General features: G+C 66.5%; 14 protein-coding genes. 7 read left to right on the forward strand and 7 right to left on the reverse strand.

The features are described 5' to 3' along the window. Positions 1-58 precede the first annotated feature (58 nt). On the reverse strand, positions 59-1930 hold the full coding sequence (locus SAS01S_RS14540) for an ABC-F family ATP-binding cassette domain-containing protein (protein ID WP_066809642.1): 1872 nt from the start codon (positions 1928-1930) through the stop codon (positions 59-61). 217 nt (positions 1931-2147) lie between these two features. On the opposite strand from SAS01S_RS14540, the gene SAS01S_RS14545 reads away from it, so the two are divergent. Together SAS01S_RS14545 and SAS01S_RS14550 are read left to right on the forward strand one after the other, a co-directional pair. Beyond that, a complete protein-coding gene (locus SAS01S_RS14545) occupies positions 2148-3053 on the forward strand; it encodes an ATP-grasp domain-containing protein (protein ID WP_066809643.1) in 906 nt (301 codons plus the stop codon). Next, the gene (locus SAS01S_RS14550; RefSeq protein WP_066809646.1) at positions 3053-4069 is read left to right on the forward strand and encodes an LLM class flavin-dependent oxidoreductase; all 1017 of its coding nucleotides are present in this window, start codon (positions 3053-3055) and stop codon (positions 4067-4069) included. The genes SAS01S_RS14545 and SAS01S_RS14550 overlap by 1 nt, the downstream gene beginning before the upstream one ends. Positions 4070-4073: 4 nt before the next feature. Here the strand turns inward: SAS01S_RS14550 and SAS01S_RS14555 are convergent, their stop codons facing one another. Continuing rightward, the gene (locus tag SAS01S_RS14555; protein ID WP_066809648.1) at positions 4074-4664 is read right to left on the reverse strand and encodes a bifunctional transcriptional activator/DNA repair enzyme AdaA; all 591 of its coding nucleotides are present in this window, start codon (positions 4662-4664) and stop codon (positions 4074-4076) included. A gap of 126 nt (positions 4665-4790) precedes the next feature. On the opposite strand from SAS01S_RS14555, the gene SAS01S_RS14560 reads away from it, so the two are divergent. Further along, a complete protein-coding gene (locus SAS01S_RS14560) occupies positions 4791-5192 on the forward strand; it encodes an SRPBCC family protein (RefSeq protein ID WP_169804965.1) in 402 nt (133 codons plus the stop codon). A 114-nt stretch (positions 5193-5306) separates the two neighbouring features. Continuing rightward, positions 5307-6368, forward strand: coding sequence for a class I SAM-dependent methyltransferase (locus SAS01S_RS14565; RefSeq protein ID WP_066809653.1), 1062 nt, complete (start codon positions 5307-5309; stop codon positions 6366-6368). A gap of 3 nt (positions 6369-6371) precedes the next feature. On the opposite strand, the gene SAS01S_RS14570 is transcribed toward SAS01S_RS14565, so the two are convergent. The 4 genes from SAS01S_RS14570 to SAS01S_RS14585 are packed head-to-tail and all read right to left on the reverse strand — an operon-like array spanning position 6372 to position 11364. Then, on the reverse strand, positions 6372-7952 hold the full coding sequence (locus SAS01S_RS14570) for a sodium:solute symporter (RefSeq protein ID WP_066809654.1): 1581 nt from the start codon (positions 7950-7952) through the stop codon (positions 6372-6374). 1 nt (position 7953) lies between these two features. Next, entirely contained in the window at positions 7954-9198 is a 1245-nt protein-coding gene (locus tag SAS01S_RS14575; RefSeq protein WP_066809656.1) for an exo-beta-N-acetylmuramidase NamZ family protein, read from the reverse strand. Further along, the gene (locus SAS01S_RS14580; protein WP_084239043.1) at positions 9195-10499 is read right to left on the reverse strand and encodes a serine hydrolase domain-containing protein; all 1305 of its coding nucleotides are present in this window, start codon (positions 10497-10499) and stop codon (positions 9195-9197) included. The genes SAS01S_RS14575 and SAS01S_RS14580 overlap by 4 nt, the downstream gene beginning before the upstream one ends. Continuing rightward, positions 10492-11364 carry a glucosamine kinase nucleotide-binding domain-containing protein gene (locus SAS01S_RS14585; protein WP_066809658.1) on the reverse strand — a complete coding sequence of 291 codons (873 nt, stop codon included), beginning with the start codon at positions 11362-11364 and terminating at the stop codon, positions 10492-10494. The genes SAS01S_RS14580 and SAS01S_RS14585 overlap by 8 nt, the downstream gene beginning before the upstream one ends. A 238-nt stretch (positions 11365-11602) precedes the next feature. Here SAS01S_RS14585 and SAS01S_RS14590 point away from each other — a divergent pair, with 238 nt between their 5' ends. Continuing rightward, complete coding sequence (locus tag SAS01S_RS14590) at positions 11603-12499, forward strand: N-acetylmuramic acid 6-phosphate etherase (RefSeq protein WP_066809659.1); 897 nt, start codon at positions 11603-11605, stop codon at positions 12497-12499. 221 nt (positions 12500-12720) lie between these two features. Here the strand turns inward: SAS01S_RS14590 and SAS01S_RS14595 are convergent, their stop codons facing one another. Next, positions 12721-14094 carry an FAD-containing oxidoreductase gene (locus SAS01S_RS14595; protein WP_174544973.1) on the reverse strand — a complete coding sequence of 458 codons (1374 nt, stop codon included), beginning with the start codon at positions 14092-14094 and terminating at the stop codon, positions 12721-12723. 123 nt (positions 14095-14217) lie between these two features. On the opposite strand from SAS01S_RS14595, the gene SAS01S_RS14600 reads away from it, so the two are divergent. Together SAS01S_RS14600 and SAS01S_RS14605 are read left to right on the forward strand one after the other, a co-directional pair. After that, a complete protein-coding gene (locus SAS01S_RS14600; RefSeq protein ID WP_245656914.1) occupies positions 14218-14622 on the forward strand; it encodes a UBP-type zinc finger domain-containing protein in 405 nt (134 codons plus the stop codon). Positions 14623-14652: 30 nt separating this feature from the next. Then, positions 14653-16269 carry an FAD-dependent oxidoreductase gene (locus SAS01S_RS14605; RefSeq protein ID WP_066809662.1) on the forward strand — a complete coding sequence of 539 codons (1617 nt, stop codon included), beginning with the start codon at positions 14653-14655 and terminating at the stop codon, positions 16267-16269. Positions 16270-16451: the final 182 nt, after the last annotated feature.

Genomic DNA, 16451 nt, shown 5'->3' on the forward strand with positions numbered 1-16451 from the left:
CCCTTCCCACTCGGCTGCGCCGAGCGGGCCCCTTCCCTCTCCCAACGGGAGAGGGAATCTACGCCGCCACTTGCTCCAGTTTCTCGCTCGCTTCCAGCCACGCGGCTTCGGCCGCCTCGATCTTCGCTTCGACCTCCGCGCGCCGTTTCATCAGATCGGTCATCGTCAGCTTGGCGAGATCCGGCGCGGCACTGGACGGATCGAACATCGCGCGATCGATCACGCTGCGCTGCTCGGTCAGCCTGGCCAGCTCCGCTTCCGCCGCCTTGGCCGCCTTGCGCAGCCCCTGGCTCTGCTCGCGCGCCTCGGCGGCGGCGCGGCGGGCGTCCTTGCGGCTGACCTTGGCCTCGGACGATCCTTCGCTACCGGCATCCTTGGCCAGCACGAACGCGATATAGTCGTCCAGATTGCCGTGGAAATCCGACGCGGTGCCATTATCGACCAGCACCAGCCGGTCGGCGCTCATCTCGAGCATGTGGCGGTCGTGGCTGACGATCACCACCGCGCCCGAATAGGCATTGAGCGCCTGTACCAGCGCCTCGCGCGCATCGACATCGAGGTGGTTGGTCGGCTCGTCGAGGATCAGCAGATGCGGCGCGTCGCGCGTGATCAATGCCAGCGCCAGCCGCGCGCGCTCGCCGCCCGACAATTTGCCGACCATCGTCGTCGCCTTGTCGCCGGAGAAACCGAACCGCCCGAGTTGCGCGCGCACCGCGCCCGGCGTCGCACCCTTCATGACTCGCGTCATGTGCTGGAGCGGGGTGTCGCCGCTGTCGAGCTCTTCGACCTGGTACTGCGTGAAGTACCCGACCTTCATCTTGCCGGTCGCGTTCATCGCCCCTTCCATCGGCGCGAGCTGGGCGGCGAGCAGGCGCGCGAGCGTGGTCTTGCCGTTGCCGTTGCGGCCGAGCAAAGCGATGCGGTCGTCGGGATCGAGCCGCAAATTGAGGCGCTTGAGCACCGGCGTCTCGCCATAACCGACCGCCGCCATGTCGAGCGTGATCAGCGGCGGGCGCAATTCGCCCGGATTGGGGAAGTCGAAGCTGAGCGAGGGGTCGTCGACGATCTCGGCAATCGGCTGCATCCGCGCGAGCGCCTTGGCGCGGCTCTGCGCCTGCTTGGCGGTCGAGGCGCGGGCCGAATTGCGCGCGATATAATCCTGCAGTTTCTCGCGCTCGGCCTGTTGTTTGGCGCGTGCCGAGGCGGCCTGCGCCTGGCGCTCGGCGCGCTGACGCTCGAACGCGTCGTAACCGCCGGGATAGAGCCAGGTCTTGCCGCGCTCGAGATGGAGGATGTGATCGACGACGTTATTGAGGAAGTCGCGCTCGTGGCTGACCAAAACGATGGTCGCGGGATAGGATTTGAGGAAATCCTCGAGCCATAACACCGCTTCCAAGTCGAGGTGGTTCGACGGTTCGTCGAGCAGCAGCAGATCGGGCTGCGAAAAGAGCAGGCTGGCGAGCGCGACGCGCATCCGCCAACCACCCGAAAAGCTGTCGAGCGGACGGTGCTGCGCTTCCTCGTCGAAGCCGAGCCCGACTAGGATGCGCGCAGCGCGCGATGGAGCGGTATGCGCATCGATCGCGTTCAGCCGCTCATGGATCTCGCCCAGCCGGTCGGGGTCGTGGCTGGTTTCGGACTCATGCATCAACGCGGCGCGTTCGACATCGGCGGCGAGCACGGTCTCGAACGGCGTTGTGGCGCCCGCGGGTGCTTCCTGCGCGATATAGCCCAGCCGGCTGCCGCGCGGCATGTCGACCGATCCGGTATCGGGCTCGAGCATCCCGGCGATGACGCGGACAAGCGTCGTCTTGCCGGCGCCGTTGCGCCCGATCAGCGCGACGCGGCTGCGCGGCGGCAGCTTCGCGGTGGCGCCGTCGATGATCGTCCGCCCGCCGAGGCGGACCGTGATGTCGGTCAGATTGAGCATGAGGGCCGCGCCTGTAGCAGGCGAGGCGGCTCTTGCCTATCCGGCTGGGCGGCCAACGCGTTTTATGTGCGATGCCCTACCAAATATCGTCACCCCGGCCTTGTGCCGGGGTCTGCCTCGCGGCAAGCGGTGCAGCCTGAAGACGTTGGCCATTGCCGGCGGCACGGCAGACCCCGGCGCAAGGCCGGGGTGACGGGAAAGGCTAGAGGCAAGCAGAGTGACCGATCTCGCGATCCTGTACGAACATCCCCAATGGTTCGCTCCACTCTTCGCCGCACTCGACCGTCGCGGTGTTTCCTACACGTCATTTGGCCCCGAAGGTCACTGGAACCCCGCCGACACGGCAATCCCCGCGCCGGTGGTGCTCAACCGCATCGCGATGTCGAGTTTCCTGCGTGCCGACGAACACCCCATCTTCCACACCATGGCGCTGCTCGATCATTGGCGGCGCTCGGGCGCGCGCGTGGTCAACGGCGCCGACGTGATGGCGATCGACGCGTCCAAGTCGCGCCAGCTCGCACTGATCGCCAGCCTGGGCCTCGGCATTCCCGAGACGCGCGTCGTCCACCGCGCCGCCGATATCGAAGCGGCCGCGGCGACCTTGTCTTTCCCGTTGGTAGTGAAAGCCAATATCGGCGGGTCGGGTGCGGGGATCATGCGGTTCGACAATATGGCCGAACTGCGCTGGGCGGTCGCCGAGAAGCAATTGCCGGTGAGTGTCGACGGTGTTCTGCTGGTGCAGGATTATGTCCCCGCGCGCGGCGGCACGATCACGCGCATCGAGACGCTCGACCGCAAATACCTCTACGCGATCGAGATCGCCGGCGGCGGCGCGTTCGACCTCTGCCCGGCCGATGCCTGCGTCGCCGATTCGAACATCAGCATGAAGCCGGTCGAGCCCGCGCCTGAGCTGATCGCCGCGGTCGAGACGATCGCCAGGGCGATGGATCTCGACGTCGGCGGGATCGAGGTGATGATCGACGATCGCGACGGTACGCCGCGCTTCTACGACATCAACGCTTTGTCCAATTTCGTCGCCCAGCCGCTGAACGTCCTCGGTTGGGATCCGCACGAAAAGCTGATCGACTGGCTCGACACTCTCATTGCGGAGGCCAAATCCTGATGCGCTACGGTTACTGGATGCCGGTATTCGGCGGCTGGCTCAGGAACGTGCCCGATGAAGGGATGCAGGCGAGCTGGGATTATGTGAAGCGGCTGACCCAGCGCTCCGAGCAATGGGGCTATGACCTGTCGCTGATCGCCGAGCTCAATCTCAACGATATCAAGGGCATCGACCAGCCCGCGCTCGATGCCTGGTCGACCGCGGCGGCACTGGCGGCGGTGACCGACAGGATCGAGCTGATGGTCGCGGTTCGCCCAAACTTTCACCACCCGGCTTTGTTCGCGAAAGCGGCGGCGAACATCGACCGTATCTCCAACGGACGACTGGCGCTCAACGTCGTGTCGTCCTGGTGGGCGGACGAAGCTAAGCAATATGGCCTGCAATTCGACCAGCATGACGACCGCTATGCGCGGACCGAGGAATGGTTGAAGGTGGTCGACGGCCTGTGGACCGAGGAACGCTTCAGTTTCGACGGCCAATTCTACCAGACCGAGGACGCGATCTGCTCGCCCAAGCCGGCCGAGCGCCCGACCGTCTATGCCGGCGGCGAGAGCGAAAAAGCCAAGACGATGATCGCGGCGCAATGCGACGCTTATGTCATGCACGGCGATCCGGCCGAGGCGATCGCGCCCAAGATCGCCGACATGGCGGCACGGCGCGAGGCGGCGGGAGGCGCACCGATGCACTACGGCATGGCCGCCTATGCGATCGTCCGCGACAGCGAAGCCGAGGCCAAGCGCGAGCTCGACCGCATCACCACGGTCAGCGACTTGCCCGCGGGCTATGCCAATTTCGACCAATGGCTGTCGGGCACCCAGCTCGAACGCGAGCTCAAGATCCAGGAATATTCGGTGTCCAACCGCGGCCTGCGCCCCAATCTGGTCGGCACGCCCGAACAGCTCAAGGAACGGATCGCCGAATATGAGCATGCCGGTCTCGACCTGCTGCTGCTCCAGATGAGCCCACAGGCCGAAGAAATGGAGCGGTTCGCGGCGCAGGTGATGGGCACCGCCTGAGCGTCTAACCAACCGCGCGTCGTCTGATCGCGGTCGGCGGTCGGCGATAGACCTGTTGGAACGCCGCGTTGAACGACCGCACGCTGCCGAAGCCCGATGCCAGCGCGATCTCGGTCATGCCGAGGTCGGTATCGTCGATCAGCCGTTTGGCGCGCTGAATCCTTGCCGTCCGTGCCGCCGCGAGCGGCGTCGTGTCGAGATAGCGCCGGAACAGCCGCGACAAATGACGCCCGCCGATCCCGAGCCGTTCGGCCAGCGCGTCGACACCGGCCTGATCGAGCGCCCCCTCTTCGATCAGCCGGAGCGCGCGATCGACCGTGGCGCGCGCGCCGCGCCAGGCCGGGGAATGCTGCGCGGTCTCCGGCCGGCAGCGCAGACATGGCCGGAAACCGGAGGCCTCCGCCGCGGCGGCGCTGGGGAAATAGCGGACGTTGCCTGACTTGGGTTGGCGCACCGGACAGACTGGCCGGCAATAGATCCGGGTCGAGGTGACGGCGATGAAGATCGTGCCGTCGAATGCGGGATCGCGCGCATATCGCACGCGCTCGCAGAAATCGAAATCGAGTTCGGCTGGCAGATCGGCGACCTGTGTCATCGCCCTCCGACTATAATTGGTCACGCAGGCCCTGTCGCCCAATCCCGTTGACCGCGTCCGAATCCTGCCAGCCGGATTGCGGCGATGGGGATATCCGACGGCGATCCAACGATCGGAGAGAATGTCATGGCCTCTATTCACCACCAGACCTTTATCGCTGCGGACCCCGACGCTGTTTGGGACGCCGCCCGCGACGTCGGGCGGCTGCACGATCGCCTCGTGCCGGGTTTCGTCACCGCGACCGAGATGCTGGCGGGCGAGGGCGCGCCCGTCCGCAGGGTCACTTTCGTCAATGGACAGGTCTTTGACGAGACGATCGTCTCGATCGACGATGCCAGGCGTCGCCTTGTCTGGACGATCAAGGCGTTCGAGCATCATAACGGTGTCCTGACCATCGCGGCGGCGACCGATGGCACACAGGTCACCTGGACCGCCGATCTCCTGCCCGATGCGCTGGCTGAACAGGTATCATCCGCGATGGCGCACGGATTGGCGATGATGAAGGCGCATTTCGAGGGAAGTCGCTGAGCGGCGAGGCGCCGCTCGCCGCTCGATTCGCGGCATGCTCGGCCCTGTGATACGATCGCTGTGACTCCACGAAAGATGGAGTGCCGGGCGCATCACGCATGGGGGAGACATGCCATGGCCGCCGCTATCGACGACGCGAAATTTCATGCCTTTGTCGGAAAGATGCTGGGCGATCTGGGCGGCGCGATGAGCGTGCCCACGGTCCGCCTGGGCCTTCGCCTGGGATTGTTCGACGCTCTTGCCGATGCTCCGGCGACCGCAGCCGACCTGGCGCGCCGCGCGGGCGGGCTGCACGAACGCTACGTCCGCGAATGGGCATTGGCGCAGGCCGCCAACGGCTATGTCGATTACGATCCGGCCAGCGAGCAATTCAGCCTGTCACCGGAACAGGCGATGGTGTTCCAACACCGCGACAGCCCGGTCTATCTCGCCGGCGCGTTCGAGCTCGCCGCCGCGATGATCGAGGCCGAGCCCAAGGTCGAGGAATGCTTTCGCCACGGCAAGGGCGTGCGCTGGGGCGACCATGCCGGGTGCCTGTTTTGCGCGACCGGCGCCTTTTTCCGCCCGGGCTATGTCAACAACATCGTGCAGGCCTGGATTCCGGCGCTCGACGGCGTCGAGGCGAAGCTGGGCGCGGGCGCGCGGGTCGCCGATGTCGGGTGCGGTGTCGGATTTTCGACGCTGTTGATGGCCGAGGCCTATCCCGAGAGCAATTTTGTCGGATACGATTTCCACGAGCCGTCGATCGACGAAGCGCGGCGTCATGCCGGTGAGCACGGGCTGGGCGATCGCGTGCGGTTCGAGGTGGCGACCGCGAAGGATATCCCCGAGCAGGGCTTCGATCTGATCACGATGTACGATTGCCTGCACGACATGGGCGATCCGCGTGGTTGTGCCGGGCATATGCGCCGGATTCTCGCGCCGGGCGGCAGCTGGATGATCGTCGAGCCGATCGCCGGTGACTCGCCCGCGCAGAACATGAACCCGGTCGGCCGGCTCTATTACAATGCCTCGACGATGATCTGCGTGCCGACCTCGCTCGATCAGGAAGTCGGCGAGGGCCTGGGCGCGCAGGCCGGCGAGGCGAAGCTGACCGAGGTGATCCGGCAAGGCGGGTTCGAGTCGGTTCGGCGCGTGACCGAGGGGCCGTTCAACATGGTGCTTCAGGCGCGGTAGGGGTTAGGAACTCGCTGCGCCTGGTCGGTCGTTCGCGTCGCGCTGGCCGCGCGGGGCAACGGCGATCGCGAAGGCTATCGCGGTGCCGATGCAGAGCTGGAACGGGAACGCCAGATGGCACAAAGCCGCTGGCAACCCGATCGCCGCGGCGATCCCCGGCTGGAGCAGCAGGACGGTGATGAAGCCGGCGATCAGCGATGCAATCACCGAAATGCTGTTCCCGCGCGGCGTCAGCACCGCGGCGAAATAGACGCCGAGCAGCCCGGCATAGGCGAATACCATCACCTGCAGCGCGAATTCGAGCAGGCCGAGCTTGGCGTAATGCTGCCAATAGAAGGACAGTACCGCGACCCCGAGCATCGCCACGCCGATGACGCCCATCCCGGCGCGACCCGCCTGGACATAATGATATTCGGCGGCGGCGCTTCGCCGCTCGCGCCACGGGCGGTAGAAATCCTGGATCAGCACCGACGACATGGCGTTGAGCGCGGAATTGGTGGTGGCGACGGCGGCGGCGACGATCCCTGCGGTGACCAGCCCGCGCAGCCCCGGCGGCAATTGCGTCAGGATGTAGTGCATGAAGATGCTGATCTTCTCGCCGTCGAACGCCTGGCCGGCGATGGCGGTGGCGCCGCCCATCAATTCGGCGCGGTCATAGAAGACGTGGAGCAGCAGTCCGATGGTGATGAAGATCGCCACCACCGGAACCGTCGCGAATACCGACCAATAGAGGCTGCGCGCGCCGGTCTTTGCATCGCGACAGGCGAGCAGCCGCTGCGTCGTGTCCTGGTCGAGTCCCGACGAGGCGACGTAGAGCAGCGCGATCCCGGTGACGATCGCGAGCAGCGAGAAGGGCTTGGACGGATCGAGCGAGAAATCGAACAGCCGTAACTTGTCGACATTGCCCGGCGCGTGCGCGAGGCCGTGGAGGATCTCGGCATTGGTCGCCGGGATCGACAGGCGCAGGAACACCAGCACCGCGATCGCCGCGCCGAGGAAGATCACGAACTGGAAGAGGTCGATCCACAACACCGACCGCAATCCGCCGACAAAGGTCGACAAAAAGCTGGCAACGACCAGCACCGTCGCCGCGATCACGATACCCTGCGCGCTGACCGTCGAGGTCATGACCATCGCGACGGCGATCGCCGCGAGATAGAGGCGCGCGCCATTGGCCAATACCCGGCCGATCAGAAACATCGCGCCGGTACAGCGCGTCGCCAGCACCCCATAGCGCAGGGTCAGCAACTCGTAGACGGTCGTCACCCGCGCGGCATAGAAACGCGGGATCAGCACGCGCGCGACGAAGATCGCCCCGATCAGCCCGCCGAGGTTGGTGCCGAGATAGGTGAAGTCGCCATGATAGCCGAAATCGGGGCCGCCCAGGAAGGTCGCGGCCGACTGGGTCGCCGACAGGACCGAGATCGCGGCGAGCCAGGCGGGGACAGTGCCGCCGGCCAGGAAATAATCCTTCGCCGTGCCGGTATGCCGCGGCGTGAACCACCAGCCCCCGACCACCAGCAATGCCAGGTAGAAGAGGATCACGACCCAATCGAGCAGGCCGAATGGCAGCGACGCGGCCATCTCAGTAGAGCAGGTAGCGCGCCCGGCGCGTCTTGAAGCGGTTGAGGTCGGCCTGCCAACTCGACGCGATCGCGCGCGGATCCTTGCCGGCCTTGATCTGGTCGAACACGGCACGGTTGCGCAGCAGGCGGTCGACGCGATCGATCTGGAAGGCCGTGCCGTACAGCTTCCACAAGGCCGCGACGATCTCCACGCCCAGCGCCGGTGCGTCGAGACGCGTGCGGTCGTGGAGCAGGATCTCGACGCCTTCGACACGCTGCCCGGCGAACGGATAGAGCTTGTCGGCGGCGGCCACGTAGCTCACCGGCAGGAAGCTGACACCCGCTATGGCCCGCGCGTTGAGATGGGCGGCGAGCTCATCGCCCTTGATCCACGGCGCGCCGAACCGAAGGAACGGCGCGTCGCCCGGCCCCTTGATATTGACGTTGGTCCCTTCGAGTAGCGCGGTGCCGGCATACGCGGTCGCCTGGCTGACGCTGCGCAGATTGGGCGACGGGTTGATCCACAGCAGCCCGGTATCGTCATACCAGTCGCCGCGCTTCCACCCGGTCATGGCGATCACGGTCAGCCGCGCGCCGATCCGCTCTTCGGCGTTGAACATCCGCGCGAGCTCGCCGAGCGTCATCCCCGGGCGCATCGGCTCGGGAAAGGGCGTGGTGTAATCCTCGATTCCGGGCGTCGACACCGGCCCCTGCACCGCAATCCCGTTGATCGGGTTGGGCCGGTCGAGCACGATCACTTCGACCTTGTTGGTGGCCGCTGCCTGGAGGAAATATTTGGTCAGCGTCTGGAAGGTCCAGTAGCGCGCGCCGACATCCTGCAGGTCGATCACGATCGCGTCGAGCCCGGCGAGCTGTCGGGCATTGGGATGTCGCTCGGCGTCGGTCCGGCCATACAGGCTGACGATCGGCAACCCGCTCGCCTTGTCGATCTTGTCGTCGATATTGGTGTCGTCGGTCGCGGCGTCGATGCCATGCTCGCCGCTGAACAGTTTCACGACCTCGAGCCCCGGCGCGGCGGCCCGCGCGTCGTCGCGCAGCACGTCTATCGTTCGGCGCCCCTGACCATCCCGGCTCACCGGATTGGCGAGCACGCCGAGCCGTAAATGCCCGCCGTGCCGCGCCGTCATCTCGCGTAACGGCGCGAACCGCTGGTCCTCGAGCACATCGATCCCCGTGCGGACGCGCGCAGCGGCGGGCGTTGCCGCGACCAGCGCGATCAGCAGGAGGACAAGACCGCGCATCATTGTTTTGGGTCGGCCCCATCCAGTACTGACAGCACGGCGGTATGGATCGCCGGCCGCGCTTGACCGATCAGCGCATTGTCGCGGGTCGGATTGACGCGGTTGGTCAGCAGGATGACGAACGCGTCGCGGTCAGGGTCGATATAGATCGACGTCCCCGTGAAGCCGGTGTGGATGATCGCGTGCGGCGAGGCGAGCGGGCCGGTAAAGCCGCCGGGCGACGGCGTGTCCCAGCCCAAGGCGCGGGAGCTGCCGGGCGGCAGGTTCTGCGGCGTCTCGAAGAGCGCGATCGTGCTCGCCTTGATCAGCCGTTTGCCGCGATAACTGCCATGGTTGAGATAGAGCTGCGCGAGCGCCGACAGGTCGCGCGCGGTCGAGAACAGCCCGGCATGGCCAGCCACCCCACCCATCACATAGGCATTCTCGTCATGGACGACGCCGCGCACCAGCATGTGGCGGAACGTATCGTCCTGCTCGGTCGGCGCGATGCGCGGGAGGAGCGTGCGCGACGGCCGGAAGCCGGTTTCCTTCATGCCGAGGGGACCGAAGACTTCGCGGGCGAGAAAGCGGTCGAGCGGCTGGCCGGACAGACGCTGCACGATCTCCCCGAGCAGAATGATGTTGGTGTCGCGATAGGCGAACACGGTGCCTGGCGGCGTCAGTGTAGGCGTGGCGTAGATCAGGCGCAGGAGATCCTGCGGATCATTGGCGTTCCGCCACAGCCCGTCCGCCGACTGCAGCCCCGAACTATGGCTGAGCAGGTTGCGCACGGTGATGCGGTCGTGCCCCGGCATGCCACCGAATTCGGGGAGATAGCGGACGACCGGCGCGTCGAGATCGAGCTTATGACGGTCGTAGAGGATCTCAGCCGCACTGGTCGTGCCGATCACCTTGGTGAGCGAGGCGAGGTCGAAGATCGCGTCGACCGGCATCGGCGACGCATTGGCCGACGAATAGATCCTGCCGAACGCCTTGAGCGCGAGCAGCCTACCATGCTGTCCCACCGCGAGCACCGCGCCGGGAAACGCCTTTTTCGCGACCCAGGCGTCGACCTCGGCGAAGGCTGTCGCGAAGCGCGTGTCTTGCGCGGCGGTCGCGACGATGAGTTGCCGCGCTGGAGTGGGGGACGAGGTTGCGGCCGGAACGGGCTGTCCCGCCAGGATGAGAGCGCCGGCAGCTGCGGCAAGGAGATATGTGCTCCTGCCAATGCAGGAGCACAGGGCAGTCAGGTACTTCGCTACCCTGGGCTCCTGCTTTCGCAGGAGCGCCGCGGATTGCCGATTCGCGGTGTCCCGCTCAGTCATGCACCGCCGTTCCTCTCGCCAGCAGGAGCGCGCCCGACACCGGATCGCCGAGCGGCTCGACCAGGCGCTCTGAAGTACGGACGCGAAGCCAGGGACGCAGCCGCGCCGACAATCCACCAACCAGCGCCAGGCGCGGGGCGCCGCGCGCAAAGATCGTCGCGATAAACCGCTCGACATGGAGCACGGCGTCCTCGACGATCGATAGCGCGATCTCGTCGCCAGCTTCGGCATAATTCATGACGAGCGGCGCGAAGCCGGCATAATCGGCTGGCGTCGCCTGATCCATCCAGGCAATCGCGCGCAAGGTGTCGTGCCGGAACTTCCCGGCGATCTCCTTGGACAAAGATGTGCGCTTGGTGCGCCCATCCATCGCGCGCAGCGCATGGCGCACGGCGCTCAATCCCAGCGCGGCGCCGCTGCCTTCGTCCGAGATGGGGAAGCCGTAGCCGCCGACGGTGAACCGTTCGCCATTGACCTGGGCGAATCCGATCGAGCCCGTGCCGAGCACCAGGATGGCGCCATCGGCGCCGTTATGCGCGCCGAGATTGGCGATCGCGGCATCGCTGTCGAGCGAGATGCTGGCGAACGGGAAGTCGAGCGCGGCCAGCGCTTTCGACATGCCGGGGCGACGAATGCCGGCAATCCCCATGCCCGCCGCGACCTCGTTCCACCGCCGTTCGGGGATACCGGCCGCTTCGAGTGCCTCGCCGGTAACGCTGAGCAACCGGTCGTAGAGCGGATAGAGTCCCATCCGCGTATTCGCAGGCCCGCCTTCCGCGCTGCCGAGGACCTGGCCGGCGGCATCGGTCACGCGCACGCGGCAATGACTACCGCCGGCATCGACGCCGAGAAAGATTTCAGCCACGCGCCTGCGTCCCGGAAAGGGCGGGAAGGTCGTAACTTGCCACTCGAACTGCACTCGTGCCTGGCATGTGCATGGCATTGCGGAAGGGCGCGGCGGTGTCGAGCCTCAATCTGGCGGAGATGTTCGCCTCGGTTATGGCTGGTGTCATGCTGGTTATAGCGCCCGCGCTTTGCGCGCCCGGCCAGTCCCGGTAGTCAGGGTCGCGACAACCCAATGCACTTTGCCTTCGAGGGTCCCGATGCCGACCGAAACCGTTGATCCCCGCTACACCGATGTCGACCGTTGGCCGACTTTGTCGGTGGTGGAAACGATGCTTGAAGGGCAGCTTGCCGCGATCGCCGCGCTCAAGGACCAGACCGGCGCGATCGCGGCGGCGGCGGAGGCTGCCGCGGCGCGGATGCACCAGGGAGGGCGGCTGGTCTACGCAGGCGCCGGCACGTCGGGACGGCTGGCGGTGCAGGACGGCGTGGAGCTCACCCCGACCTATAATTGGCCATCGGACCGGCTGGTCTTCCTGGTCGCCGGCGGCATGGGGGCGTTGATGCGCAGCGTCGAGGGCGCCGAAGACAATGTCGTGGCGGCGCGAGAGGAAGTTGCGGTGGCGGACGTCGGGCCGAACGACGTGCTGATCGCGGTCGCGGCGAGCGGCCGGACGCCTTATGCCGTTGCGGCGCTCGAAGCGGCACGCGGCCGCGGCGCGCTGACCACCGCCATCGCCAACAATCCCGGCACGCCGCTGCTGGCCGCCGCCGATCACCCGATCGTCGCCGATACCGGCGCAGAGATCGTCGCGGGTTCGACCCGGATGAAGGCCGGCACCGCGCAAAAGGCTGCGCTTAACATGCTGTCGACCGCGATCATGCTGCGCTGTGGCCTCGTCCATCGCGGGCTGATGGTCAACATGCGGATTTCCAACGAAAAGCTCTTCCAACGCGCGCGGCGGATGGTTGCGACGCTGGCCGGCATCGACGAGGCCAGGGCCGCGGATGCGCTCGAGCTCGCCGGCAACGATCTCAGGCGGGCAGTGTTGATCGCTCGCGGCGTGAGCCCGCAGGAGGCCGTTGAGCGGCTGGCAAGCGCCGGCGGCAATCTGGGCGATGCGCTCGCGACTTTGGGGCAAGCCGAAGCCGAGTGACGTATCGGCATACGCCGATGGCCCACCCTAGGAGGTGTCGACTTCAGGTCTGGGCGCGTCGGCTAGCTTTCAATCCTCCCCCGCCAGGGGGAGGTGGCAGGCGCAGCCTGACGGAGGGGGAGGAAGCACGATGGTGAGTGAGTCGCTGTCCGCCCCCTCCGTCGCCTTCGGCGCCACCTCCCCCTGGCGGGGGAGGATTAGTGAGTGACGATACGCCTTCGTCAGCCGCCCTTCGCCTCCAGCCCAAGCAGCAAGGTCGGAATGAGTTCCGACACAGTAGGATGCACCGGTACCGCCCAGCGCAAGGTGTCGAACGGCTCATCCGCCGACATGGCGTCGAGAATGCCGTGGATCGCCTCGTCGCCGCCTGTGCCCAGGATCGCCGCGCCCAGGATGCGGCGCGTGGCGCGATCGGCGACGACCTTCATCATCCCCTTGGTCTCGCCTTTCTCGACCGCGCGGCCGACGCGGGTCATCGGGCGGGTCGAGACCAGCACGTCATGTCCTTTCGCGCGGGCTTCGGTCTCGGTCATGCCGGCGCGGCCGAGCGGCGGGTCGATGTACAAGGCATAGCCGGGTACGCGTTGGCTCAGCCTGCGGTCGCCGCCATCGAGCAAATTCGCCGCGATGATCTCGAAATCGTTATAGGCGGTGTGGGTGAAGGCACCGCGCCCGTTACAATCGCCCAGCGCCCAGATGCCCGGGACATTGGTCGCGAGCCGGTCGTCGACGGTAATGTAGCCGCGCTGGTCGACCGCGACCCCTGCCGCGTCGAGGCCGAGATCGTCGGTATTGGGCCGCCGTCCGACCGCGAGCAGCACATGGCTGCCGATGACTTCAGGTTCGCCGCTGGTGCAATCGACCGACACTGCGACGCCGTCGGGATGCGGGCGGAAGCCGATGCAATTGGCGCCGGTGCGAACGGCGATGCCCTCATCCTCCAGGATCGCCTGGATCGCGGCGGAAATCTCGGGGTCCTCGCGCGGCACCAGACGGTCGGCGCGCTCGACCACCGTGACCGTCGCGCCGAACCGGGCATGCATCTGCGCGAATTCGAGGCCGATATAGCTGCCCCCGATCACGACGAGATGGCGGGGAACGGCATCGAGCGCGACCATGTCGGTATTGTCGAGATAGGGAACCTCGCCCACGCCCGGCATGTCGGGCACCGTCGCGCGACCGCCGACATTGAGGAAGATGCGCGGAGCGCTGAGCTCGACGCCGTCGACCGTGATGCTGGTTGGGCTGGTCATCCGGGCATGGCCGCGCAACAGCGTCAGGCCGTTCATGCCGGCGAGCCAGTTTTCGTTATTGGTCCGGGCGTTGATCGTCACCTGATGCGCGCGGGCGGCCACCGCTGCCATATCGATGGAGACGTCGCCTGTTATGATCCCGAGATCGCGGCGCCGCGCGAGATGGGCGGCATAGGCGCTCGCCACCAGCGTCTTGGTCGGCATGCAGCCGGTGTTGACGCAGGTGCCGCCGACCAGCTTGCGCTCGATCAGCGCGACGCGCATCCCCGCGTCGGTCAGCCGCCCGGCAAGCGGCGGTCCGGCCTGACCGGCCCCGACGATGATTGAATCGTAGCTGGTCATTGCCACACCCTAGAAGCGGCGGACGGAGTCGCCCAGCTACACCAACGCATCGGCCGACTCCTTCTTGTCTTGATCGATCGCCATCGCCATCGTGAACGCTAACCGCCACGGCCGGAACACGCCATGGCGGATTCGCCCAACCATGCCGAGGAGCAGCAGATGGCCACGACTTGCGATCATCTCGACACGATCGAAACGGTGACGCCGCAAACGCTGGGCTGCGCGGAATGCCTGAAGAACGGCAGCTGGTGGGTGCACCTGCGGCTGTGCCGGACCTGCGGCCATGTCGGCTGCTGCGACGATTCGCCGTTCCGCCACGCGACCGCGCATTTCCATGCCAGCGGGCACCCGATCATCGAAGGCTATGATCCGCCCGAGGGCTGGGGCTGGTGTTACGTCGACGAGGTGGAAGTCGATTTCGACGGTGCCACCACGCCACAGCGCGGGCCGATCCCGCGCTTCATCGACGGGGAGGGCCGGCTGATCGCCTCCGCGATTCGCGGGCTGAAGCCGCAAATCGAGGAATGAAGCTGAGCTGATGATCAACGAGGGCAAATAATGGAAACGATCGGCCGCGACTTGCGGGAGATGCAGCGGACGCCACTGGCGCCGTCACACGTATCGGCGTTGCGCGCGGCGGGGCGCGTGGCGGACTATCCGGCGGGCACCATGATGTGCCGCCCGGGCGAGCCGATCGACCGCTTCGTCTATGTCGAAGAGGGCGAGATCGAGGTGGTCAACGCCTTTACCGGCGAGCGCCTGGTGCCTTCCACGCTCGGTCCCACCCAGTTCATGGGCGAAATCGCATTGCTCAGCGGCGGCAATTGGTCGATGCCGATGCGCACGGTCGTCGATACCAAAGTGATCGAGGTGCCGCGCGCCGACATGCTGCGCCTGATGTCGCAGATTCCCGAAATGTCGGACATCGTCATCACCGTCCTGTCGGCGCGCCGCCGCCGCCAGCTGGAAGCACGCGACGCGGCGTTGGTGCTGATCGGTGAGGATGCCAGCCGCGACGTCCGCCGGGTGGCCGAATTCGTCAGCCGCAATCGCTTGCCCTTCACTTCGTTCCCGCTGGGATCGCCCGAAGCCGAGGATGTCGCGCGGAGCAGTGGGATTTCGGCGAACCAGCCCGCGGTGATCTTCGGCCACGATACGGTGGTGACCGACCCCACGCCCGGCAAGGTCGCGCGGCTGCTCGGGGTGAACCATGATTTCGCAGAGGATCAGGAGTTCGACGTGCTGATCGTCGGCGGCGGTCCCGCCGGCGTCGCCGCCGGCGTCTATGCCGGGGCCGAGGGGCTAAACGCGCTGGTGATCGAGGACACCGCGATCGGCGGCCAGGCAGGCACGTCGAGCCGGATCGAGAATTACATGGGCTTTCCCACTGGCATTTCGGGTGCCGATCTGGTCTGGCGTGGCGAGATCCAGGCGATGAAGTTCGGCACCCAATTCGCCATGCCGCGCCGCGTGGTGAAGCTCGAAACGCTGGAGGGCGGTCGATTCTGCGCCACGTTCGACAATGGCCGCCGTGTCAGCGCGGGCGCCGTCGTCGTCGCCACCGGCGTGCAATATCGCCGCTTGCCGATCGACCGTCTCGCCGAGTTCGAGGGCGCCGGCGTCTATTACGCCGCGACCGAGATGGAGGCGCGCTATTGCCGCGAAGCCGAAACCTTCGTCATCGGCGGCGGCAATTCCGCGGGCCAGGCCGCGATGTTCCTGTGCCGCACCGCCGCCCATGTCCGTTTGCTGGTGCGCGGCTCGTCGCTTGCCGCCTCGATGTCGAGCTATCTCTCCAGCCGGCTCGAAGCGGACCCGGCGATCACCATCGAATATGGCGTCGAAGTCGCCGGTTTGCATGGCGATGAAAAGCTAGAGGGGGTGACGATCCGCAACACGCAAGACGGCACGCATCGCCAGGCACCGGCCTGCGCTGTGTTCGTGATGGTCGGCGCCGCGCCGAATACCGGCTGGCTGTCCGGCCTGGTCGATCTCGACGACAAAGGCTTCGTGCTGACCGGGGATAAGTTCGGTGGAACTTCGCCTTACGCGACCTCGCGCCCCGGCATCTTCGCGGTGGGCGACGTCCGCGCCGGCTCGGTCAAGCGAGTTGCGTCATCGGTCGGCGAGGGGTCGGTGGTGATTTCGAAGGTTTGGGAGTTCTTGAACCGTTAGGACCGTTCGACATCCAACATCCGCAATTCGTCATGCCGGGCTTGTCCCGGCATCCACCGGGCAGTTGAGCCTAGCCCTTGAGCATCTTGTCTTGCGCCTGGTGCCCGGTGGACCCCGGCACAAGGCCGGGGTGACGGTTGGGATTAGGCAAAGCCGGGGATGCCCTCGACTGTCGACCACTG

The organism is Sphingomonas asaccharolytica NBRC 15499 (genome assembly GCF_001598355.1).
GTDB classification, from domain to species: Bacteria; Pseudomonadota; Alphaproteobacteria; order Sphingomonadales; family Sphingomonadaceae; genus Sphingomonas; species Sphingomonas asaccharolytica.